The organism is Kitasatospora sp. CB02891 (genome assembly GCF_002803145.1).
GTDB classification, from domain to species: Bacteria; Actinomycetota; Actinomycetes; order Streptomycetales; family Streptomycetaceae; genus Kitasatospora; species Kitasatospora griseola.
This window is the reverse complement of sequence record NZ_NNBO01000003.1, coordinates 407,248-428,904: the sequence shown is the minus strand read 5'-3', so window position 1 is coordinate 428,904 and position 21,657 is coordinate 407,248. Positions and strand designations below refer to the sequence as shown.

General features: G+C 68.6%; 16 protein-coding genes. 7 read left to right on the top strand and 9 right to left on the bottom strand.

Annotation, left to right across the window (positions count from 1 at the left end; genetic code table 11):
- Nucleotides 1-139 precede the first annotated feature (139 nt).
- On the top strand, nt 140-292 hold the full coding sequence (locus tag CG736_RS37005) for a hypothetical protein (protein WP_198520430.1): 153 nt from the start codon (nt 140-142) through the stop codon (nt 290-292).
- Nucleotides 293-391: 99 nt separating this feature from the next.
- Nucleotides 392-1,078: a DUF4191 domain-containing protein gene (locus CG736_RS10670; protein WP_043913575.1), complete on the top strand. Its 687-nt coding sequence runs from the start codon at nt 392-394 to the stop codon at nt 1,076-1,078.
- A 220-nt stretch (nt 1,079-1,298) separates the two neighbouring features.
- On the opposite strand, the gene CG736_RS10665 is transcribed toward CG736_RS10670, so the two are convergent.
- Nucleotides 1,299-1,766 (bottom strand): RDD family protein, encoded by a 468-nt coding sequence (locus tag CG736_RS10665; RefSeq protein ID WP_100585931.1) that lies wholly within the window; start codon nt 1,764-1,766, stop codon nt 1,299-1,301.
- Between the two features lie 319 nt (nt 1,767-2,085).
- Here CG736_RS10665 and glnA point away from each other — a divergent pair, with 319 nt between their 5' ends.
- Nucleotides 2,086-3,498 carry a type I glutamate--ammonia ligase gene (gene glnA, locus CG736_RS10660; RefSeq protein ID WP_043913577.1) on the top strand — a complete coding sequence of 471 codons (1,413 nt, stop codon included), beginning with the start codon at nt 2,086-2,088 and terminating at the stop codon, nt 3,496-3,498.
- Between the two features lie 445 nt (nt 3,499-3,943).
- Here the strand turns inward: glnA and CG736_RS36085 are convergent, their stop codons facing one another.
- The 5 genes from CG736_RS36085 to CG736_RS10635 form a co-directional block, all read right to left on the bottom strand.
- Nucleotides 3,944-4,507: a hypothetical protein gene (locus CG736_RS36085; protein WP_157815511.1), complete on the bottom strand. Its 564-nt coding sequence runs from the start codon at nt 4,505-4,507 to the stop codon at nt 3,944-3,946.
- Nucleotides 4,508-4,823: 316 nt separating this feature from the next.
- Entirely contained in the window at nt 4,824-7,490 is a 2,667-nt protein-coding gene (locus CG736_RS10650; RefSeq protein WP_100585929.1) for a pPIWI_RE module domain-containing protein, read from the bottom strand.
- 52 nt (nt 7,491-7,542) lie between these two features.
- Nucleotides 7,543-11,025, bottom strand: coding sequence for a hypothetical protein (locus CG736_RS10645; protein WP_100585928.1), 3,483 nt, complete (start codon nt 11,023-11,025; stop codon nt 7,543-7,545).
- Nucleotides 11,013-12,149: a hypothetical protein gene (locus CG736_RS10640; RefSeq protein ID WP_157815510.1), complete on the bottom strand. Its 1,137-nt coding sequence runs from the start codon at nt 12,147-12,149 to the stop codon at nt 11,013-11,015. Before CG736_RS10640 ends, CG736_RS10645 begins: the two co-directional genes overlap by 13 nt.
- The gene (locus CG736_RS10635; protein WP_232733911.1) at nt 12,113-13,642 is read right to left on the bottom strand and encodes a PD-(D/E)XK nuclease family protein; all 1,530 of its coding nucleotides are present in this window, start codon (nt 13,640-13,642) and stop codon (nt 12,113-12,115) included. The genes CG736_RS10640 and CG736_RS10635 overlap by 37 nt, the downstream gene beginning before the upstream one ends.
- A gap of 74 nt (nt 13,643-13,716) precedes the next feature.
- Here CG736_RS10635 and CG736_RS10630 point away from each other — a divergent pair, with 74 nt between their 5' ends.
- On the top strand, nt 13,717-14,634 hold the full coding sequence (locus CG736_RS10630; protein ID WP_100585925.1) for a serine/threonine-protein kinase: 918 nt from the start codon (nt 13,717-13,719) through the stop codon (nt 14,632-14,634).
- Between the two features lie 8 nt (nt 14,635-14,642).
- On the opposite strand, the gene CG736_RS10625 is transcribed toward CG736_RS10630, so the two are convergent.
- Entirely contained in the window at nt 14,643-17,396 is a 2,754-nt protein-coding gene (locus tag CG736_RS10625) for a tetratricopeptide repeat protein (RefSeq protein ID WP_100585924.1), read from the bottom strand.
- A 241-nt stretch (nt 17,397-17,637) separates the two neighbouring features.
- On the opposite strand from CG736_RS10625, the gene CG736_RS36080 reads away from it, so the two are divergent.
- The 3 genes from CG736_RS36080 (at nt 17,638) to CG736_RS10615 (ending at nt 18,980) form a co-directional block, all read left to right on the top strand.
- Nucleotides 17,638-17,799 carry a hypothetical protein gene (locus CG736_RS36080; protein ID WP_157815509.1) on the top strand — a complete coding sequence of 54 codons (162 nt, stop codon included), beginning with the start codon at nt 17,638-17,640 and terminating at the stop codon, nt 17,797-17,799.
- A 285-nt stretch (nt 17,800-18,084) separates the two neighbouring features.
- Complete coding sequence (locus CG736_RS10620) at nt 18,085-18,726, top strand: hypothetical protein (protein WP_157815508.1); 642 nt, start codon at nt 18,085-18,087, stop codon at nt 18,724-18,726.
- The gene (locus CG736_RS10615; protein ID WP_100585922.1) at nt 18,723-18,980 is read left to right on the top strand and encodes a helix-turn-helix domain-containing protein; all 258 of its coding nucleotides are present in this window, start codon (nt 18,723-18,725) and stop codon (nt 18,978-18,980) included. Before CG736_RS10620 ends, CG736_RS10615 begins: the two co-directional genes overlap by 4 nt.
- A gap of 743 nt (nt 18,981-19,723) precedes the next feature.
- Here the strand turns inward: CG736_RS10615 and CG736_RS10610 are convergent.
- Together CG736_RS10610 and CG736_RS10605 are read right to left on the bottom strand one after the other, a co-directional pair.
- Nucleotides 19,724-20,638: a dihydrodipicolinate synthase family protein gene (locus CG736_RS10610; protein ID WP_100585921.1), complete on the bottom strand. Its 915-nt coding sequence runs from the start codon at nt 20,636-20,638 to the stop codon at nt 19,724-19,726.
- Nucleotides 20,638-21,435, bottom strand: a complete 798-nt coding sequence (locus CG736_RS10605) for an aldolase (protein WP_043913598.1) — start codon at nt 21,433-21,435, stop codon at nt 20,638-20,640. The genes CG736_RS10610 and CG736_RS10605 overlap by 1 nt, the downstream gene beginning before the upstream one ends.
- Nucleotides 21,436-21,657 lie beyond the last annotated feature (222 nt).

The following is a 21,657-nucleotide window of genomic DNA, read 5'->3' as shown; positions in this document are numbered from 1 at the left end:
CGGGCCCGCCCTCCTCGCGTACGGGGAGCTGTCCGGGCTAACCGCCGACGTTTCACGTGGCATTGAGGGTCGGGTCACCGTACGGTAACGGGCGTCCGGGACGCTGAAGCGGTACCCGGGTCGAGGAGTTGGTGTGGTCATGCGTACCGGACTCAGGACCGCCCTGCGGCGGGCCGAAACGCTGTTGCTGATCCGCGGCGCGCGCCGCAACGCGTGGGCGGCGGTGTGCGAGAACCGCCGGCTGGCGGGCGAACGCGAGCAGCCCGAACGGGTGCCCGAGCGCAGCGCCTGAACTCCCGGTGGCCTCCGGGCCGGGATCCGGGAAAGTCCAGGGTCGCCGAACCGGCACCGCCTTGGATGATCGCCACCCCCGCCCCGTACCATGAGCAGTATGGCGAGGCAAAAATCCGATACCCCTGGGCGGCTCGCACAGATCCGCCAGGCATATGTCATGACCAAGCAGGTCGACTCCAAAATCGGCCTGATCATCGCCGGCGTCGGCCTGCTGACCTTCGGCGTGTTCCTCGCCATCGGCTTCGCCCTGGACCACCCGGTCTACCTGGGCATTCTCGGTTTCGTGGTGGCAGTGCTGGCGGTCGCGATCGTGTTCGGCCGTCGGGCCGAGCGGGCCGCGTTCGGGCAGATGGAAGGCCAGCCGGGCGCAGTCGCCGCGGTGCTGGGCAACATCCGCCGCGGCTGGAGTGCCAACCAGACTCCGGTGGCGGTCACCCGTAACCAGGACGCGGTCTACCGCGCGGTCGGCCGGGCCGGCATCGCGCTGATCGGCGAGGGCAACCCGAACCGGGTGCGTCCGCTGCTGGCGTCCGAGAAGAAGAAGATGGCCCGCGTCGTCGGCGACGTGCCGGTGCACGACATCATGGTCGGCAACGGCGAGGGCGAGATCCCGCTGAAGAAGCTGCAGATCCACCTGATGCGGCTGCCGCGGGCGATCACGGCCGCCCAGGTCACCGAGACCAACGACCGGCTGCGGGCGCTCGGCGACCTGCTGTCGAAGGCGCCGATCCCCAAGGGCCCGATGCCGAAGGGCGCCCGGATGCCCAAGGGCGGCGCACGCTAGGCGCCCACTCCCCCGTAGGACACCACGGCCCCGCTCGCGAGATTCCTCTCCGCGAGCGGGGCCGTTCGACGTTTCCGGGCTTCGGGTTCCGGGCTTCCGGGTTCGGCTCCTGGGCTTCCGTTTCCCGGGTTCGGTTCCCGGGATCAGCTCCTGGGCTTCGGCGCCCGGGTTCGGTTCCCGGGTTTCGGCGCCCGGGATCGGCTCCCGGGCTCCGGCAGGGTCAGATCCGGACCTCGACGGTGCCGACGGCCTTGTCGTGCAGGCCGCGGGTGTCGCGGTCCCAGACGGCGGCCGGGATGACCAGGCAGAGCAGGAAGGTACGCAGCAGCACCTGCGGGATGGTGGCGCGGCTGCCGTCCAGCCGGACCACCCGCAGGCCGAACAGGCGCTTGCCGACGGTGGTGCCGGTGGTGGCCAGGAACAGCACGCTGACGGCGTAGAACAGCGGCGTCGTCCACAGGTTGGCTGCGCTCTTGTCGCCTTGGGCGAGCAGGCCGTAGGCGACCAGGCTGACCAGCCAGCCGTCCACGAACAGGGCACCGATCCGGCGGCCGGGGCCGGCGATCGAGCCGGGGCCGGAACGCGGCAGGCCGAGGCGCTCGCCGCGGTAGCCGAAGTCGGCGCCCATCTTCTCGGCGGCCGCCTTCGGGCCGTCGATCCACGATCCGAGTGCTTCTCTGGTGTCCACGGACCCACCCTAACCGGGCTTACCCGCGGATCCGGTGGCGGGCCCGCGGACGGGACGCGCCGGGCCGGGATCCCCCGAGGGTGAACCGAATTCCTCCGACTGCCACGAATGGTCTGAACCACCCTGGGTACACGTCACCCGCAGGACAGGCGATTTGCCCGGGGCCGTACCGCTTTGCCACCCGCCGGAACGGCCTGGTTAACATGTGGGAAACAGTCGGGTCACGATCCGGAAACGGCCCATTCCTATCGTGAACCCCTGCACCGGGCCCCCGTCGCCCCTGACGGAGGCTCAGAGCGCACGCCGAGGAGGAGTACGGATGTTCACCAACGCCGACGAGGTGAAGCAGTACATCGCGGAGAACGACATCAAGTTCGTCGACGTCCGGTTCTGCGATCTGCCGGGCGTGCTGCAACACCTCGCGGTCCCGGCCGACACCTTCGACCCGACCGAGACACTGATGTTCGACGGCTCCTCGATCCGCGGCTTCCAGGCCATCCACGAGTCCGACATGGCCCTCGTCCCGGACTTCGCCACCGCCCGGCTGGACCCGTTCCGCACCGAGAAGCACCTCAACATCAACTTCTTCATCCAGGACCCGATCACCGGCGAGGCCTACAGCCGCGACCCGCGCAACGTGGCCCGCAAGGCCGAGGCCTACCTCGCCTCCTCCGGCATCGCCGACACCGCGTACTTCGGGCCCGAGGCCGAGTTCTACGTCTTCGACTCGGTGCGCTTCGAGACCAGCGCCAACGCGTCCTACTACCACATCGACTCGGTGGCCGGCGCCTGGAACACCGGCTCCGCCGAGGGCGACGTCCGTGGCTACAAGGTCAAGTACAAGGGCGGGTACTTCCCCGTCCCGCCGGTCGACCACTTCGCCGACCTGCGCGCCGAGATGTCCCTCGAACTCGGCCGCGCCGGTCTGACGGTGGAGCGCCAGCACCACGAGGTCGGCACCGCCGGGCAGGCCGAGATCAACTACAGGTTCAACACCCTGCTGCACGCCGCGGACGACCTGATGCTGTTCAAATACATCATCAAGAACGTCGCCTGGCGGGCCGGCAAGACCGCCACCTTCATGCCCAAGCCGATCTTCGGCGACAACGGCTCCGGCATGCACGTCCACCAGTCGCTGTGGACCAACGGCAACCCGCTGTTCTACGACGAGCAGGGGTACGCGGGCCTCTCCGACACCGCCCGCTACTACATCGGCGGCATCCTCCGGCACGCCCCGTCCCTGCTCGCCTTCACCAACCCGTCGGTCAACTCGTACCACCGGCTGGTCCCCGGCTTCGAGGCGCCCGTCAACCTGGTCTACTCGCAGCGCAACCGCTCCGCCGCGATCCGGATCCCGATCACCGGCTCCAACGCCAAGGCCAAGCGCATCGAGTTCCGCGCCCCCGACCCGGCCTCCAACCCCTACCTCGCCTTCTCCGCCATGCTGATGGCCGGCCTCGACGGCATCAAGAACAAGATCGAACCCGCCGAGCCCGTCGACAAGGACCTCTACGAACTCGCCCCCGACGAGCACGCCGCAGTCCCCCAGGTCCCCGCCTCCCTCCCCGCCGTCCTCGACGCTCTGGAGGCCGACCACGAATACCTGCTGGCCGGCGGCGTCTTCACCACCGACCTCATCGACACCTGGATCGACTACAAGCGCACCCAGGAAATCGCCCCGATCGCCCTGCGCCCACACCCGCACGAGTTCGAGCTGTACTACGACCTGTAGGAACACCTCCGGCCTGTGGAAACGTAGGTCTGACGCCCGATGTTTCCGCAGGTCAGTGAAGTGCTGACCTGCGGAAACATCATGTCGCTGACTCTCGTTGAAGGCGCTGGTGCTCACGATGTGAAATGGGAGTGCACTGAGTTCGATCTCAGCTCGACCTCTGTGGCGCGCCCGTCGTGGAGTTCAGCCTGGCCCTCGCGGCTCGCGTTGGCGGACTGGGCGGCGTGTGCGGCGACATCCTTCGTCACCAGTTGCGCCGAGCAGCGTTCAGCACGTCGGCCGCCCGGAGAACCTCCTGGGCCGCTTCCCTGAGTTCAATGACTGGCCCTCCAGGTTACCCAGCTTGTTCACGGCATCCACGAATGTCTTCGCGATGCCTTCCAGGTCATGCAACCGTTGGACCGCGGACGTGATGGCCGTCGCTTCGCCATGCAGCCCCCGCAGATCATCTGCGGCATCCGCCAGCGTGTTGGCGGCTATCCGTCAAACCTCTCAGATCGTGTGCCGGCAGACTGAGTGTGTTGGCATTGTCTTCCAGCCCACGCAGCGAGCGGGCGGCATCGCTCAGAAGCGTGGCATCGTCTTCGGAGACACCACCTCGGTGGCGGCAAAGGTCCGCGGCCTCAGAGGTGGCGAGCTTGAAAAGGGAGGCGAGTTCCGGGGCTGACTTCGCGAACTCGTCGAGGGCCGGGCCGAGGCGGTCGACGAACTCGGCCTGGGCCTCACGGATGAGCCCCCCGAGGTCTGCCTTGCTGAGGTCCCCGAGGCCTTCGAGGGCATCGACTCCGTCGGCTTCGCGGGCCATCTTCCAGTCGATAAGCAGTTCATCGAGAACTCCTTGCTCCGGGGCACGTCGATCACCTTGTGATGGACGGTGCAGAGCAGGATCAGGTTGGAGAAGTGATTGCGCTCGATTTCCGGCTAAGTCGGTTCGGCGGGGGGGGCCATTGTCCTCCAGGGCGCAAATGTGGGCGATCTGCAGGTTCTGGACGGGATCGCCCTCAACCATGCGGAGGTGGGCTCCTTGCAGCCGGGCTAGTAGCAGCCGTCACGGGCCAGAGTGAGAAGCCCGGCGACAGTGCCGCTGCTGTAGTTGCGCCGCAGCCTCTTCGGTGGAGTCATGAATGTGCCACCTTGGTTGACGTTTCATCAGCGCCGTAGAGGCCTCCCCTGACACTTATGGTCGCCACAACGTGAGGTCTGGTTCCGAACAGTGATTTCGGGGCAGCCCTGGCAGGCCGTCAGTCGCGAGGGGGGCGTGGCCCACTTGCCAGAACTGCGAACTTTAGATCCGAACGCCAGAGTCAGCACCCGTTGTTTATCCGTCAGGACCTAAAGTTTCCAGGCGGGTTGGATCGGTTCAGCATGCAGGAACCACCGGAATCGGCAGCCGGCACACTCACCGCTGCGAGCGGGAGAACGTATTCCTTCGCCAAGCGTGCGAGGTGCAGCGGAAGAGGGTAGCCCAGCGGCGGATAGTCGTCGTGGTAACGGAGTTGGTGGGTGAGGGTGGCCCAGTCGATGGGATTGTCTGATTGTCCGGACGAAGCGCAACAGCCGAGGACCGTGACTTCCAGGAGCTTAGGGTTCCAGGCCGTCGCTCCGGGCGCGGTCCGGACTCCTGGGGCTGGAGTGAGCTTCACCAGGCCCTTGGGCCTTGCCGCACTGGGCGGAGTACCGGTCGTACTGGCGAAGACGCGGTTGTTCGGATCGTCCGACGCCGCCCAGACGCCTTCCGAGAAGCCGATCCCGGCCGCGCCGTCGTGGGCATACCACTCGGGTACTTCGTCCCGGCCGTTGTCGTCCCGAACCAGGACCATCCGCAGATCCTCGCCGTAGAGCGAGAGTCGCTGTGCCGGCCCGGAGCCGAAGGCGAGCAGGTCCCGACGGAGCCCACCGTTGCGCAGCTGCGGCCAGCACTGCCTGAGGTTGCCCGAGTTGGCCAACAATAGGGTCGGCCGGTCACGCAGCCGGAAGAGCACCGTACGGATCTCGCGTTCCAGGTCTGCGGAGGGGTTCTCAGCCGTCCCCGCGAGGGAGAGCAGCATGCTCGGGTAGGGCACCCAGTCGGCCTGCGCGGCGTCCCAGCCCTCGACCGCTCCCGTGCCGGCGTCCGTGCGCACTCGGACCGCGACCAGACGACGGGCCGGGCTCCGGGTGGGTCCGTCCTTCGTGCAGCGGACCAGCCAGAGCGCGACGTACTGTAGGTTGTCCGGGATGTCGTCGCCCGCCCGATGGGCGGGCGGGCCGACCGCACCGAGTTGCCGGAAGGCGTCCAGCCAGGCCCAGTTGGCCCTGTGCTCCAGGTCGGCAGTCCCTGGCCCCGGCAGGTTGATGAACTGGGTGAGGCGCCCCTGGCGAGCGTGGGCCACGCGCAGCGCGTGCTTGGGATCTGAGTCGGAGGTCGAGGCGAAGATCTCCTTCCCTGCGATCTCGGCAATCACCAGGCCGACCCCGTCGCCCTTCCACAGCTCCGCCCCCATCACCAGGGCACAGCGCTCCTCGACGGCCTCCGCCAGGCGTACGGCCGCCGGGCGTCTACGGTCACCGGAGGGCGCCAGGGCACTCGCCAGCACCCCCGCCTGCCTCGCCCTGATCCTGATCCTGACGCCATCGGCGGTCCATCCGGTCGTGTCACCCTCATCCGTCCGGCACCCCGGTGCGAGGCCGATGACCTTCGGGAGGGCTGCAAGCAGGGCGTCCCTGGTCTGCGGTGACTGCCAGAGGACTTCCACGTCCAAGGGTCGGCCGCCGAGGGCCCGGCCCAGCGCGGCCCGGCGGCCCAGGGCCTGCTGCGCCTCCCTGGTTCCCCGCTCCCCGGCCCTCGCTGACCGGGGCAATAGTGCAGGTGTGTTCCGGCGGGTGACTCGGGCGAGGTCCGGCACCCGACGCAGGACCGGGCTCAGCACCTGTTCGATCCAGCCGTCCAATCCGGCTCGCTCACGGGGCATCAGACCGGCCCCGACCCCGTGCGGACCGAGGACGGGGTGGTGGACGATTCCGGCAGCCACGTCCTGTCGGCTGTTGAGCCACTTCTCCGGAAAGGTGAACAGATCCTCCGGCTCCGGGAACCGCGAGGTCAGGTCCAGATCGGGCAGGAGCAGTGCGGGGCTGCGCCGCTTCCAGCCGATCTCCTTCGAACTCCGGTCGTACCCGAGGGTGTTGACCATCAGACGGTAGCCCCGATCCGGCCCTTCGGACCACGGGAGCGGAGTGTCGAGCAAAACAGTGGCCCCGCCCAGCTGCCACCGGGGAAGGTCGAGCCGGGTGGCCCAGCGACGTACCCCTGTGGCCACGTGAACCCGGAACCGCTCGCCGAACGGCGCGGTGTGTACGGTGACGGTCAGGTGAGCCGAGTAGTACCAGGTCTGCCTCCGCTGCTCGTACCGCAGGGGCGGCCAGGAGACCAGGTCAACCCCACCAGTCCCGGAACTTACGACCCGGAAGCGCAGGACACTGCCGCCGGCCCGGAACGGCGTACCGGCCAGCCGGAAGGCCACGGCCTCGGGGAGCAGGTGGTACAGCCTGGCTGCAGGCTCAGCAGTGCCACCGCAAGACACGACCGTCTCGGTGAGGTCGACGCGCTCGGCCTCCCACTCCGGCAAGGCCGGGGCCTCGGGCTCGCCGTCCGCCAGCAACAGCTGCTCCAGGTCTACCGCGCCGTCCTCGTCGCCGGAGAGGGCCGCGGCCCAGGTGCCAATCAACGGTGCGAGCACCTCCCTCGGAACGGGCTCACGGGCGTAGAGCCAGGGAAGGAGACCGTCGGCTCCGGCACTGCGGCCGGTCGCCAGGACACCCGGTGCCAAGGCCCGGAGCAGCGCGTGGAGCCGTCGCGTCGGAAGGTGCGGCCGGTGGGCACCGCGCGCCTCGCCCTGTCGGCGCGTCAACTCCTTCTGCAGGTCCTCACCAAGTCGCAGGACGTGCAGGTCCTGCCCCCAGGAACCGTGCCTCGGATCGGGCTCGTAGGCCACGGGGCGGATGGCGTGATACACGGCAGTACTCCTCTGCTGGGAAAGGGAAGCGGGTTAGCCGGCGGACTGCCCCTCAGGCAGCGGGCAGTGGCTGGGCCAAGCATCGACCGAGCATGTGCCACAGCGGCCCGTACAGAGCCCGGACGATGAACTCCTCGTCGGCCGGCGTCGCACCATCCCGGAAGTACGGTGCGAGGACCCCGAGGATGCTGTGCAGCAGGCTGGACTCGACGGTGTCCTCCGCCGACGGGCAGGAGGTGCGCTTCGGTGCGAAGGCTGCGTCGACGAAGACCACCCGGGCCGGGACACCGCCGCGCACGAGCCGGCCGATGACCTGCCAGATCAGCACTAGGAGGTCCCAGGTGACCTGCGTGCGGTCCGCCCCGAGCCGGCTCCACGCCGTGGATCGTCGTACCACGTGGTACCAGTAAGACCTGGCCCTCCGGCGGACCGTCTCGACGCCTTCCTCCAGGCTGCTTCCGCTGCGTACCCAGGACCCGAATCGGTCGTCGTCCTGGGCTCTGACAATCCAGTCATTGACCGCGTGCACTGCAAGTGACAGGTCGTCCGGGTGCGGATTCGGACGAACGAGGAAGTAGACCGACCCAATGGCCGCCTCGTCCCGGCGGTTGAGGATGTTGTGGCCCCGTTCCACCGAGAGGAGCGGGGCCACCAGGATGTCCGCGCGGAGGTCCCGCAGGCGTTCGACGTCGCCCCGGCGCAGCGTCCGGGCGCGTAGCGTGGACGAGCTCTCCTCCGCTTCCTCGATCACCTCGTCGTCTGAGACGAGGCAGAGCACCCTGTCGCGCCAGCGCTCGTTCAGGTTGTGAAGGGTGTCCGCCACCAGCCGTGCTTCGCGGTAACTACCCACCAGCAACAAAATCTGATCACGCCCCTGCGGGAGGGCCAGCAGCTCCCGTTCCAGTGGCCCGCCATCCTCGGCATCCTCCGCTCCAGCGCCGAGCCAGGTCGCAATGCGGCGCAGCTTCTCCGGCCGTTCGTCCATGTCGCTGCCCGACACGCGCAGGCTCCCCGGCTCGTCAGGGACGAACTCGAAGCGCATCTCGCTCTCGATGGCGATCCGCTCCGTCACCTCCGGGGGCGGTTCGATCACCACGCCAACCGGCACCTGGACGTGGTAACGACTGGACTCCCCCGCCCAACTGCTGCCCGACAACAGCAGTACATGGGCACCTGGCCGGCCGTCCACCGCAGCCAAACCGGGCATGGCTCGCAGCAGTTCGCGTCCCACTCCTGTGCACCGGAAGAAGGTCAGCTCACCATTGCGAACGCCTTCACCGTCGTCTCCGCGGACCACGAACTGGAAGCCGAGCACATTGCCCATCGGTGCCTCCGGCACCATCGGGGCGTAGTCGTTCGGCCGCCGGTACATCTCGCTGAAGCCGAGGCCCAGAGCGGACTCCACCCTGGGCCACATGGCGTTGATCAGGGCCAGGCGCGGCTCCAGGGCACTCAGCAGAAGGGTCAGCTCGAAGCGGTCGGCCACGCTCTCGCGCCACTCGCCGGGGGTCTGCGGCGGCGGGACCTGCTTCCCGGTCCGCTTGCCGTCACGCTGTCGTTTCAGCCGTTTCCTCTCATTCAACTGCCAAGAGGCGAAGCGTTCCTGGTACTCCTCCTGCTTCTGGGCCATGAATGCCGCGTCAAGCAGCAGCAGGGAGTCGACGACCGCCAGCAGCCGGTTCCGGGTCCGCTCCGGATTCCCAGTGTGCAGCAACTCGTTGAGCAGCACGGTGAGGTGTGAGAAGTCCACCTCAGCATGCTTCCCGCGATCGGCGAACGGATCGTCGCGGAACGCCTCCAACATGCGCTGCCGTTGCTCGGACAGGCCACGGTGCGGATGGCAGTCCGCCGCGTCTTCGGGCACCGGGAAGCGCTCGTCCAGGATGTCCGCCTGGAGTGTCCACGCGCTGAAGTAGCCACGCCCCACCCACCGGCGCAGTGGGTACTGGACGACCAGCATGGCGTGCAGCAGATCGGTCGCCGTCACTGCGGTGTTGAGCGCTGCGCAGAAGACCGCCACATCACGGTCCGACAGCTGGGTACGGCCGCTCGCGGCGAGTTCGCGGACCTTGTGCCGGCTCAGCCAGTCGATCAGCCCCCGCTCCTCGTCGGCGGCCAGCAGCACTGCGGGGGCGAAGATCTGATCGAGGTGCATCTGGACCCGGTCGGCCTCGTCAATGACCACCAAATCACTACGCCGACACGCCAGTTCCAGGTAACGGATGCTTTCGCCGTTCTGCGGCTTCGGTGGTGCCGAGTCAATCAGGCTCGGCAGCGTGGCGACCCAGATGTCCGCACCGACCAAGGCCCGCGAAGCATGGTGCCTGGGGCAGGCGGACCAGTAGGGACAAGCCAGGCCCTGCTTCTGCCACTCGGAGGACCTGGGGCGATTGGTCCTCCGCTGTGGATCGACTGGCGGACGCAGTCGGCTGCACGGCGCTTCTCCGAAAGCGGGCTGGTCGCCGCCGCGCAGTCGGAGGTTCAACACACAGGAGGTCCCCAGGTAGGCGAAAGCCGGGTCGTCGTGGGCCAGCAACCGATGTTCTCCGCGACCGGCCAGCCTGCGGTGCAACCGCTGAGCGTGACGCTCCCGCCCGGACGCCCCGAGGACAGGTGCGGCCGCGTCGCCGGTGTACCGGTTGTAGAGCTCGACCAGCTTCAGGACCTCGGCCACGTCAGGGACCACCACAGTGGTCCGCCGTCCCTTCCCGGCCAGGTGGACCGCGATGATGTCCCGCAGCGTGCTCTTGCCCGCTCCCACGATACCGAGCAGATGCTGGATTCCTTCCACGGTGAACTCGTCCGACTTCCGGAAGGCGCCGCACTCCGCCGTGGACATCTCGAACGCACGGAGCCGCCCCACCCAGGTCGATTCGCTCACCTCACCGTGGAGCCGGTCCACGGCGTCCATCGCAGCCGCGGTCCGGGCCAACTCCGCCAGCCGGAAGGTGAGTGCCTCCCCCTCGCCCGCAGGCCGCAGGTGAAGGTCGTGGGACACAAGGGGCGTCGAAGATACCACCGGCAGGTCCACCACCGCCAGCGAACGGCCGACCGGGAAGGCATGCGGCCCCGGGCCAGCCACCCGAGGCCGTCGACCCGCCAACGGCGGTGCTGCCGAAAGCAGTCTGTCGTAGGCCGACCACCGCCCCGTACCGACGGAGATCTCCTGACGGACGGCAGGGGCACCGACGGACGCCACGTCGTATCCACGCAGCACCGGGTCCATCCGCTGGTAGCGCTCCAGCGCCACTTCCCAGGCCCTGCCCCGCGCCAGGGTCCAGAGCGAGTACCTGGCCGTCCTGAGCATCTCGTCGGTGCCCGGTGGCAGCGGCACTCGATAGGCTTGAGCGAACCCGTACCCGCCGAACAACACCCATGCTTGATTCGCCGGGGCTCCCGGCATCAGCTGGCGCTGCAGATACAGTCCCAGTTCGACCTGACAGAAGAACTCCGCTGTTCTTCCGGGAAATTGTCCCTTGGCGTGGCGCTGAAGATCCTGGATCGTCTCCTGCAGGACCGGTGTCAGAGTACGCATTGACCTCTCCCTTTCCGCTCTGTCTCCTCAAAAGCGCGTCCACCGCGCAAGTGGACCACCAGTCCGTCCGGCCCGGTCAGTGCGACCAGTTCCGGATCAGGCAGTGCCCGGGTGAAGGCGGTCCGGTACCGAGCCGACCCGGCGATCCCCTCCGGCACCACCACCAGGGCCGGTTCCGTCAGATTGCTCAATCGACGGGCCAGCAGCGCGGGCTGAATCCAGTCACAGACATACAAGTGACCGGCCGTCAACCCGGCGTTCCGGATCCGGTACGCGCCGACCTCCCCCTGCACGGCCTCGTGGTCAACGGCCTCGCGAGCCAGACCGGCCAGGACCTCCTGCTCCAACCGGGACGGAAGCGAGAAGAAGATTCTCAGCGGTCGCCGCAACAGCTGGACCTTCCCCGGCTTGCGGATCAACTCCATCTGGACCCCATCCGGACAGGTCTCACCCTCACACCAGGTGTCCGGCCCGGAAACCGCCGTCGCCCGGTCCGGCGTCCGACCGCCGCCCAGCAGGGCCGGGAGTCCGCAGGTGCCGCAGCGAAGCAGGGTGCCGCCGACCGTCAAGTACTCCGGCACTGGGTGGTAGAGATCTCTGACCCTGGACCAGACCTCCCTGCTCCAACCGCCGCGGCACCGATCGCCCTGGCGGACCATCGGATTGAGTGCCAAGAACCGCCGGCTCCGGTGAAACCGGTCCGTCGGGCCACAGCGGCCCGCCAGCTCCGCCAGTAGCCTGCGGGTAGCCCCTTCCGGCCCGTGCTCCATCCCGTCGGAGGAGAGCTCCAGACACGTACGGGTGGGCATCAACCCGATGGGGTGGACCAGGGTCGCGTCCGGTGACACCAGCGTCGGTGGGACGCCGAAGAGCTGGTCGGCCGCCGGCCGGGAGCGGCACCACTCAAGCAACTCCGGCAGGCCCTTCGGAGGCTCCAGGCCGCGGCCGATGCAGTGCAACACTGTCCGGTCCAGCACGCGCTGGGCTGCGTACGGGTAGGGCAGTCGGAACGAACCGATTCCAGAGCGCTCTCCCAAAACACTGACGACCACAGCGAGTTCACGGAACAGCTCAGGCCCGTCCGGCGTCATCGGGTCACCGGTGAGGCCGGTCCGCTGGAGCACCAGCGCGCGGTCTCACACCGGGTGCAGGCCGTTCCGGGGCGTGGAGGGTAGTCCTCATCCCCGATCCACGGATCCACCAACTCCTTCACCACCCGCCCTGCTTGGGCCCGGATCGCAGGATCGAACGGGTCGATGAGTTCAAGGTCGGCCCCGCTCGGCCGGAGCACCTCGAGTTCGACCCGTGCCCCGCCCGGCCTGCCACCCAGGTCTCCGCGGGCCAGCAGCAGAACGGCCAGGGCCAGTTGCGGATAGTGCTCCAGCAGGGACCGGGCACCCCGGTCCCGGGTCGTGCTCTTGGTCTCGCGCCACACCCAGACCCCGTCATCCCGGTATAGCAGGTCGGGCCTGGCGACCACCACCACCTCGGCCTCGGTGTCGTACCGCACCACTCGCGGCTCGTTGCGGACATCGCTGGCGTCCCGCACCAGCCGCATCGGGCAGACCGCAGCATGGCCGCGCAGCAACGCCGCTCCGAGGGCCCGCTCCTGCTCCGGCAGGTGGAATCCCTCGGGCACCCACTGTTCGGGGACCCTCACGGTGCACGGGCGCAGCCCGCCGCCCCCGTGGCGCTCGGCAAGGTAGGCGTGCAGGGCGCGACCACGCTCAGCGGCAGCAGAACGGTCGATCCCGTCCTCCGTCGGAAGGTGGAGCCGACGCATCTGGTCGCGGGCCGGACATGCCCGGTGGTTACGGCCGTTGGTGACAGACCACCAGCGCCTGGTCCGCCCGGGGCGGGCGGCCTCCAGCAAACCGGGGGCCCTCCGCAGCACCGGGCAGGCGGCTGTGTACGGGCAGCTGGCACAGACCGCACCGGGACGGTACTGCCGACCGTCCAGCAGCTCGGCCAGCGCCGTGCGACCGTGCAGCCGGTAGAGGGCCAGTGCTTCGTCCCGACTCCCTTCGAAGACCGTACGGACCCGCCCGTCCAGCAGGGCGAACTCGACGATCCGGACGTGCCGGGGCCGGGGCCCTGGGGCTCCCTCGGCGAGCACCAGCGCGGCAGCGGCTGCGAAACCGGTCGGCGGCGGCAACTCTCCCAACCGGTTCACAGGAAGCCGCAGTTCACGCACCGTTCCATCCAGGGACCGCAAGCAGCGGCCCCAGACGGTCAGTTGGTACTCGCCGGCCCCTCGGGAGTCGGCCTCCGCCACCGCGTGGCTGTAGCACCAAGGGGTACTGACCTCCGTCATCGGGGAGTCCGGGTCCTCCGGGAAGGCCGCGGCGTAGGTGCTCAACGCATGTGCCGTCCACTGCCTCAAGCCGTCATGGCCTGGCCGCCCAGGCGACGTCCGGCCGGCCGAGCCACTCACTTTCCCGCTCCGGGCGTCGCAGGCGGCCATGAACGGACCGAAGGCGAACTGCTCCATTTTCTCCTGGGGTTGATGGACAGACATCGCCGGCCGGTAGTCACGTGCCTTGAGCGCGTCCGCTGCCGGGCAGCGGAACTCACTGCCCTTGAACATGCCGATCGAAACCTTGATGCGGGGGGACACCCGGACGACACCGTCCGGGGGAAGCCATGAATCGGACATAGTGACTCCATGTCTCTGGGAACGGAAAGAAGAACATGACGCGGAAGATCAGGGAGTTCGGCGACGTCGAGGACCACTACGAGGTGCTCGACCACATCGGCCACGGTGCCCAGGCGGACCTCCGCCTCGGCCGGGACCGGGAGACCGGGGAGTGGGTGGCCGTCAAAGTGCAGCGGGAGCGGGAGTTCGAGTCAGCACGGACCTTCGCCAGCCTGGCGCGCACCATCAGCCGGGAGGGCCGGACCTACCAGCGCCTCATCTCAGCAGGCCCCTGTGCCACCTTGCGGCTGTTCGGAGCGGGCAACTACCGAGGCCACCGGTGCATCATCCTGGAATACGTCGACGGTGCCCTGATGTGGGACGTGATCAACGAGGACCGGCCGATCAGGGAGGAGCAGACCGTCGCCTCGATCATCGGCCAACTCTGCGAAGCCCTGGACGACATGCACGACCGCGGCTTCGTCCACCGGGACGTGAAGCCCGAGAACATCATGCTCGAACCGGATGGGCGGGTACGGCTGCTCGATCTGGGGCTCACCATCGGCGTGGGAAAGCGCACGCCCCGCGGCTGCGGGACGATCGGCTACGCCCCTCCCGAACAGCTCGGCGCGGCCCCGAACGGTGTGTCGGCCCGGGCCGACATCTTCGCTCTGGGCTGCCTGCTCCTGGAGATGACCGTCATCGCCCTTCCCTACGACGGGTGCCGGGAGGGCATGACCTGCGAGCACCCGGTCGTCCTTCCGCAGGACAAGCTCGACCTCCTGCCACCCCCGTTCGCGGAGCTCGCCCTCTCCATGGTGGAACTCGACCCGGAGAGGCGCCCCGGTTCGATGCGCGAGGTCTACGACGGTCTCCGCGACCTGCTGCCCCAGGTCGGAGGCCGCCCACCGCTGAAGCCGCTCAAAGCGGCCGATCCGACGGAGTACTACCGGACCCACCCCCACCGTTGGTGACGCGGGGGTCACCGCAGTGACTCCAACCGGACGCACGCATCGGCGAGGTCCTCGGCCCCCATCCGCTCCCGGAGCACCACCACTCGTTCCAGCGCCACCACCGCCTCCGAGGTCCGGCCGAGCGGCACCAGGACGTCGGCCAGGAGCCACAGCGCCCGGGCCTCGTCGATCCACGAACCCAGCTCCCGGTAGATCCCGACCGCCTCCTCATACAGCAGCGGCGCCAACTCCCACTCACCCAGGGAGAATCGAATACCGGCGAGGGTGCGTAGCACATCGGCTGTTCCACTGCGGTCCACCGTCTCACGGACCAACTCGAACGCCTTGGTGCAGAGCTGGAGGGCTTCGAGGTGTTCGCCGCGGTCCTGATGGATCGTCCCCAGGCCGTTCAACGCCGCGGCCGCTCCCGCGTCGTCACCGAGTCCCCGGTACAGCTCCAGGGCCGACCGGTGGGCTCGCTGCGCATCTACCTCCCGCTCCTGTTTGCGCCAGGTGAGGGCCAGCGTGTGCTGGGACCTGGCGAGACTCAACCGCCCCCGCGCACTGTCGTCTTGCTCGCTCAGCATGACCGCACGCAGGAGATGGCCGACCGCCCGGAAGAAGTCTCGCTGGTACCAGCAGGTCCCGGCGCGCATCCGGCAGATCATGGCCTGGTCGACCGGATCCGCCTCGCATCTCTCGGCGGCGTCGGCGGCCAGGCCCAGGAAGCGCTGGGCATCGGCGAACCGATGGCGTCGCCACTGGTAGGTGACCAGCACCATCGGCAGCAGCCAGGTGTAACGCGAGCACGCGCGGTCGACCGCCATTTCGATGCCGCGGACGAGGGTGTCGTAGTCCTGGTCGAGCACTTCCAGGGCCTGACCGAGATCCGCGGGTGGATCCACCATGACGCCCTGCGGCTCACCGACCGGCAACCACCTCTGCCCGTCGAGCCACTGGTCGCAGGCCCAGGCATTCTGCAACTGGTGCTCCAGAACCTGACGGACCGTGGCCTCCTCGAAACCGGAGCCCGGAACCAATGCTTCGGGGTGCACCCGCTGGCGGGCGAAGGTCCGCAGCAGACTGTGAATGCGGTAGCGATCCGACTCCACCTCCACCAGGTGGAGGTCCAGCAGTTCCTCCGCCGCCCGGTCGGGGTGCGCGCCTTCGGCTGCCCGGCCGAGATCCAGCAGTGCGGCTCGGCTGATCAAGGGGCCGGGGTGCAGGGCCAGTTGCCAGAGCAGACACCTGGCCGCCTCGGACAGGGCGTTTACCGAGCAGGCGAAGGCGGCGCGTACTGACAGCTGCGTCGGAAGATGCTCCAGTGCGTCGAGTCGCTTCTCCTCCTCCTTGAGCTGACGACGCAGATCCTGGATGGCCGCAACCGGATGCCCCTTGAACCGCTGGACGGCGATGGTCAGCGCCAGCGGATGGCCGCCGCAGAACTCGACGAGGGCCTTGACCTCCTGGCTGGACTTCCGGTGGTCGGCCTCGGGGATGTACTCCTGGAGCAAGGCTGTGGCGGTCCGATCGTCCAGCGTGCCCAGCGTCCAGGTTGCCACCTCATGCCGGGTCTGCAGGTCCTCCATCCGCCGGTGACTGGTGATCAGCACCGCGCTGCTACCCGTGCCGGGGAGCAACGGCAGCACCTGGGCGGCATCCCAGACGTTGTCCAGCAGGATGAGCACCGACCGGTTCGCCAGGACCGACCGCAGTGCCGCGCTCTTCTCTGCGAGTCCGGACGGCGAAGTGGGCAGCGGGAACTCGGCCAGGAACCGGTCGATGACGTACTCGGGGTCGGCGCACTGCTCCTCCTTCCCCTCGGGACCGCCAAAGTCGGCGTAGAGCGCCCCGTCCGGAAAGTAAGGCCGTAACTGGTGAGCGACATGATTGCCTGCCAGGCTGGTACCAATACCCCGCATGCCACTGATCGCGGCCAAGGCGGGCCTACCCGGCTCCTGTCGTCGCACCGTCTCCACCACGTCGCGGATCATCTCCTCCCTGCCGAGCGCCGCACGCCCGCGTGGTGGCAACTGGTTCGGGACGGAGGTCGAGGCGGGTCGCGGAAGGACGAGCCTCCCGCACAACCGGTCGATGGTGTCCTGCAGGACGTCATCCGTCCGCCCGAGGAATTTCTTCATCAATCGCTTGATCGCACGCTCCCGTTCTGCCAACGGCAGCCTGCCCACGTGCTGCTGCAGGTAGTGCCGGAACAACCAGGGCTCCTTCGGAAACTCGCCGTGCCACCGGTCCGACTCGGTCTGGAGCCACTCTTCGAGCCCCGCACCTTGCGCAGCTTCGAACTGGGCCCGCAGTGCCTTCAGCCACTCGGCCCGCAACTCCCCTCGGCGCAGTTCGGCCCAGGTACCCGTCAGGCCGCTCAATGCCTCCCCCGCTTCGGGCCACTCCGCCAACGCCGCAGTGATGGTTCCGAACCGGTCCTTCCCGAACTGACTCTGAGCGCTGATCAGCAGATCCCGGAAACGGTAGAGATCGATCTGATCCCTCGGCGCATGAATGGAACAAATTCCCGATTCATAGGTCAGGAATTCCCTACCTCCCATGGCCGGGCGCAGATCCGACATGGCTCGGTAGAGCCTGCCGGATGAGAACTCCTCTTCGGGCCAGAGGCAGTGGAACAGCTCGTCAGCGCGGCACTGTCTGTGAGGCGAGGTCACCATCAGGGCGAACAACGCGGCTGCTTTCTTGGTACCTCTGACCACCGGACCGTCGGACAGCGCCGAGGGCTTGACCGCCACCACTCCGAGCACACGTCCATCCATGTTCGATTTCCTCCGCTCCGCAGCGACCCTTTCGGCCGGGCCTTGGACACAGAGATCTGTACGTAGCCGGCCCACTGTTTACACCGGCGTGCTCCTATGCGCCCCTCAGATGCGCCTCAGAAATCCCTCAGTTCCACCCCCGACGGCCCCCCCTTCCCTCAGGCAGCATCAAGTCAGTCGCCTGCCGGACCGGCTGCGACAGCTCGACCACGGAATGCCAGGAACGAGAAAGGACGAATCCATGAGCAACCGCATGCCCGCCCGCCGAGGGGGCCGCACCAAGCGGACCTCCGGCGGGTTCCCGCCGACCAGCAAGCGCCGGATCCGTGAGAAGGACGTGCCGCCGGCGCCGGCCGCCCTGCCCGACCCGACCCCGGACAACCCGGCACCGCCCTCGGTCTAGACCCGGCGGCCATACCAAAACGGGTGCCCACCAACAGGTGGGCACCCTCCGGAAGGACCTCGTCCTTCTGCCGTTCCGGTTCCCCAAGTTCACGGGACGGCACGCAGTACCACTGCGTGATACGCGGTACCACTCCTCACCAGTTCAGCGTCCGGACGGACGCCAAGAGAGGACTGCACCTTGACCGTTGCGACTACCAGCAGCGTGTTCAACGCCGTAGCACGATACTTCGACGACCCCCGGACCACGGAGGCGCTCCACCTGAGCGTCCACCCGGACAACCAGGTGCCGGTGCTGCTGACGCCCGCACAGGCATGGGAGGCCCTCTACGGGCCGACCCCCGACCCCGCCCTCACCGCCCCTGTCTGGCGAGCGACGCTGCATGCCGCCCGGAGCATGCAAGCGTCCGCCGAACAGTGGCAGCTGCTGCTCGTCTGGCTGGCCACGCCGAGGCTGATCGGCACCGTCTTCCGCATCTGCCGCCGCCTGCGAGCCGACCGAGCCGACCTGGAGGCGGAGATGGTGCTCGGTCTGCTGGAGGGCCTGCAGACCGATGAGGACGGGTCGGTCGACGACCTGCTCAAGGCCGCGCGCACCCGGGCATGGAATCACGCCCGGGCCGGAATCAGGGAGACCGCATCCGCCGCCTTGGAAAACCGGGCGGACGACCTGGTGGCACCGGACGAGGACCCGCGCGAGTCCGACCCGGCCCAGCCCCTCCGGATGGAGGTCACCCGGCACGGACACACCGACGGGTTGCGGGCCGAACTTCGCTTCACCGTCTCTCCCGGCAGCGCGGGGTACCAAGCCCTGAGTGCGCTCGAGGAGACGACCGGACAACAAGGAAGCCTCCGTCGGGCCCAGGACACCGACCATGGGCGCCACCTGACGGGCGGACGCCCGCCCCGCAGGGTGGTGCGCCGATGAGCTCGGATGACCGGACCCCGTTGAGCTTCATGGAGGCGTTCGACCTCCCGGTCGTGGTCAACGTCCCGACGGCGGCCAGGGCGCTGGGCATCTGCCTGACCACCGCGTACCGGCTCGCCCGCGAGGACGTCTTCCCCTGCAAGATCCTGCGGATCGGCAACAAGTACCGGGTACCCACCCTCGAGCTGATGCGGGCCATCGGCATGGACGAGCGTGCCGCGTACACCTTCACCCTCGGAGTGGACGACTCCTGACCCCGTGACGAGGCCTGCGGAGACATTCGTCCGTCTCCGCAGGCCCTGGGGTCAGAGGTCGAGTTGATACTCCTGGACCAGGTGGATCAGGGAGGTGGCCGAGGGCACCGTTGACGTGGCGCATGTGGGGGTGGCATTCGCAGGCGGCGAGGATGGCGGCAGCCTTCATCAAGCGGGCCAAACCGTGGCCCCGGTGAGGGGAGGACGGCAGTGCAGTAGCGCTGGGCATCGCCGACGGCTGTGGCGGGGACAACGTGGACGCCCACCCCGCGCATCTGGAGCAGAATCGGCAAACCCAACGACTTCGGAACCACTCGCCCAGCCGATGCTGTGCAGGCTCTGCCTGGCGACTGAGGCTGTCGTCCATCTTTACGAGCAGAGCAACCGCACACCGGCTCACTGCGCGACTCGACCGACCTGGAGATTGCATGAGCCGGTTCGACGCTTGATAGCGCTGCGCAGCGCGCCGCGGCGAGCAGCAAATGCGCCCCCTGCTCACCATCCAGTCCTTCTCGACGCATCTCATCTGCTGAAGGCACCGCGTGTGCACTGGCTGCGAAGCGCTCTTCCCAGCGGACCATGTTTTCGCAGGTCATAGGCATGTTCGATCAGAACTACGAGCTGTCGGAGCGCGCTCACCTGACACCGCAAGGGCCCGGCGGTCGGCCTCCGCTCGGAGGTCGGCGGCCGGGCCCTTGCGCCGGTTGTCGGCGCGGGGGGCGGCGGTGTGGGAGTTCGCGCCGTCAGGCGGCGGACGGCGGGAGTCGGTCGGGGTGGAGGTGGTTGAGCAGGTCCCGCAGCCGGGCCGTCTCGTCGTGGGGCAGGGGCAGCAGCGGCGGGCGCGGCGGGCCGGAGGGGCGGTTCTGGAGGTCGAGGCCCGCCTTGATGGCGCGGGGGAGGCCGTGGTCGACGATGAACCGCAGGAAGGGCAGCAGTTCCTGCAGCAGCGTGTCGGCGCGGTCGTCGTGTCCGCCGACGGCTGCGGCGTGGAGCGCCAGCACCCACTCCGGTACGAGGCAGGGGGCGGCCGTGCACCAGCCGACGGCTCCGGCGCGGAAGGCGTCCAGGGCGACCGGGTTGCTGCCGTTGTAGACGGACAGCTCCCCGTCGGACAGCTCACGGATGGCGCGGAAGCGCGAAACCTCGCCCGAGCTCTCCTTGACCATGGTGAGGTTGGGGATCTTCCGGGCGAGCGCGACCACCGCTTCGGGGTGCAGGTCCACGCCGCTGGTGCCGGGGTTGTTGTAGAGCATCATCGGCAGGTCGGTGGCACGGGCCACCTCGCCGTAGTGGCGGGCGAGTTCGTCCTCGGTCAGCTTCCAGTACACCTGGGGCAGCACCATGATCGCGGTGGCACCGTGGCGGGCGGCCACGCGGGCGCGGCGGACCGTGCCCTCGGTGCTCCAGTGGGAGACGCCGACGAGGGTCGGCACCCGGCCGGCCACGGTGTCGAGGGTGGTCTCGCAGACCGCGTCCCACTCCCGGTCCGTCAGGTAGGCGCTCTCACCGGTGCTGCCCAGCGGAGCGACGGCGTGGCTGCCGGCGGCGACGAGGTCGCCGGTGAGGCTTCGCAGCGCGGGCAGGTCGACCTCGCCGGTGACGGCGTCGAAGGGGGTGACCGGGTAGGAGATGATGCCCTTCAGGGGCGGGTTGGCCATCAGAGTTCCACCTGTCCGGTCACACAGTCGGGGTGATTGCGCAGCGCCTTGCGCGCGTAGTACTCGAAGTTCGCCCTGCTGCGCCGGTCGGTGGAGGTCCAGTCGTGGGCCTCGCGGGCCAGCGCCGGGTCCAGGGGCTGGATGGTCCCCGCCGACATCGCCAGCAGTTGCAGGCGGGCGGCCCGTTCGATGAGCAGCGCCAGGGTGCACGCCTCCTCGATGGTGGAGCCCGTCACCAGCTGGCCGTGGTGGGCCAGCAGGATGGCCCGCTTGTCGCCGAGGGCGGCGGAGATGATCCGGCCCTCCTCGTTGCCCACCGGCACGCCCGGCCAGTCCTTGAGGAAGGCGCAGTCGTCGTACAGCGGCGTCGTGTCCATCTGGGAGACCACCAGCGGCACTTCCAGCATGGCGAGGGCGGCCGTGTGCAACGGGTGCGTGTGGATGATGCAGTTGACGTCCGCGCGCTCCCGGTAGATCCAGGAGTGGAAGCGGTTGGCGGGGTTGGGCATGCCCTCCCCCTCCAGGACTTCCAGGTCCTCGTTCACCAGCAGCAGGTTGTCCTCGGTGATCTCGTCGAAGCCCAGCCCGAGGCGCTGGGTGTAGTAGGTGCCCGGCTCCCGACCGCGGAAGCTGATCTGCCCGGCGAGGCCCGAGTCGTGGCCGCCGTCGTAGGCGATCCGGCAGGTGAGCGCCAGCTTCTGGCGCGTGGTCAGTTTCGAGTCCCCGAAGTGCCGGTCCATCTGCCGCTCGGCGCGGTCGACGAGGACGTCCTTCGAGTCCTGCAGTGTTTTCGCCATGTGTCTCTGCTCCCGCTCTCCGACCCTGCCCCGGCGGCACGGCCTGCGTCCGGAGCCGCAGCCCCGGAGGAAACATTGTTCACCATAGGACACAAGGTTTCCTGTCGCAAGAGCCCCGAGGCGGACGTCCGCAGCCCCGGCGCACCGAGGGGAAGTCCGCGACAGGCGCCGGCGGGCCACACCTCCCGGGCCTGCCGGTCGCGCCGCGGCGTAGCATTTGTT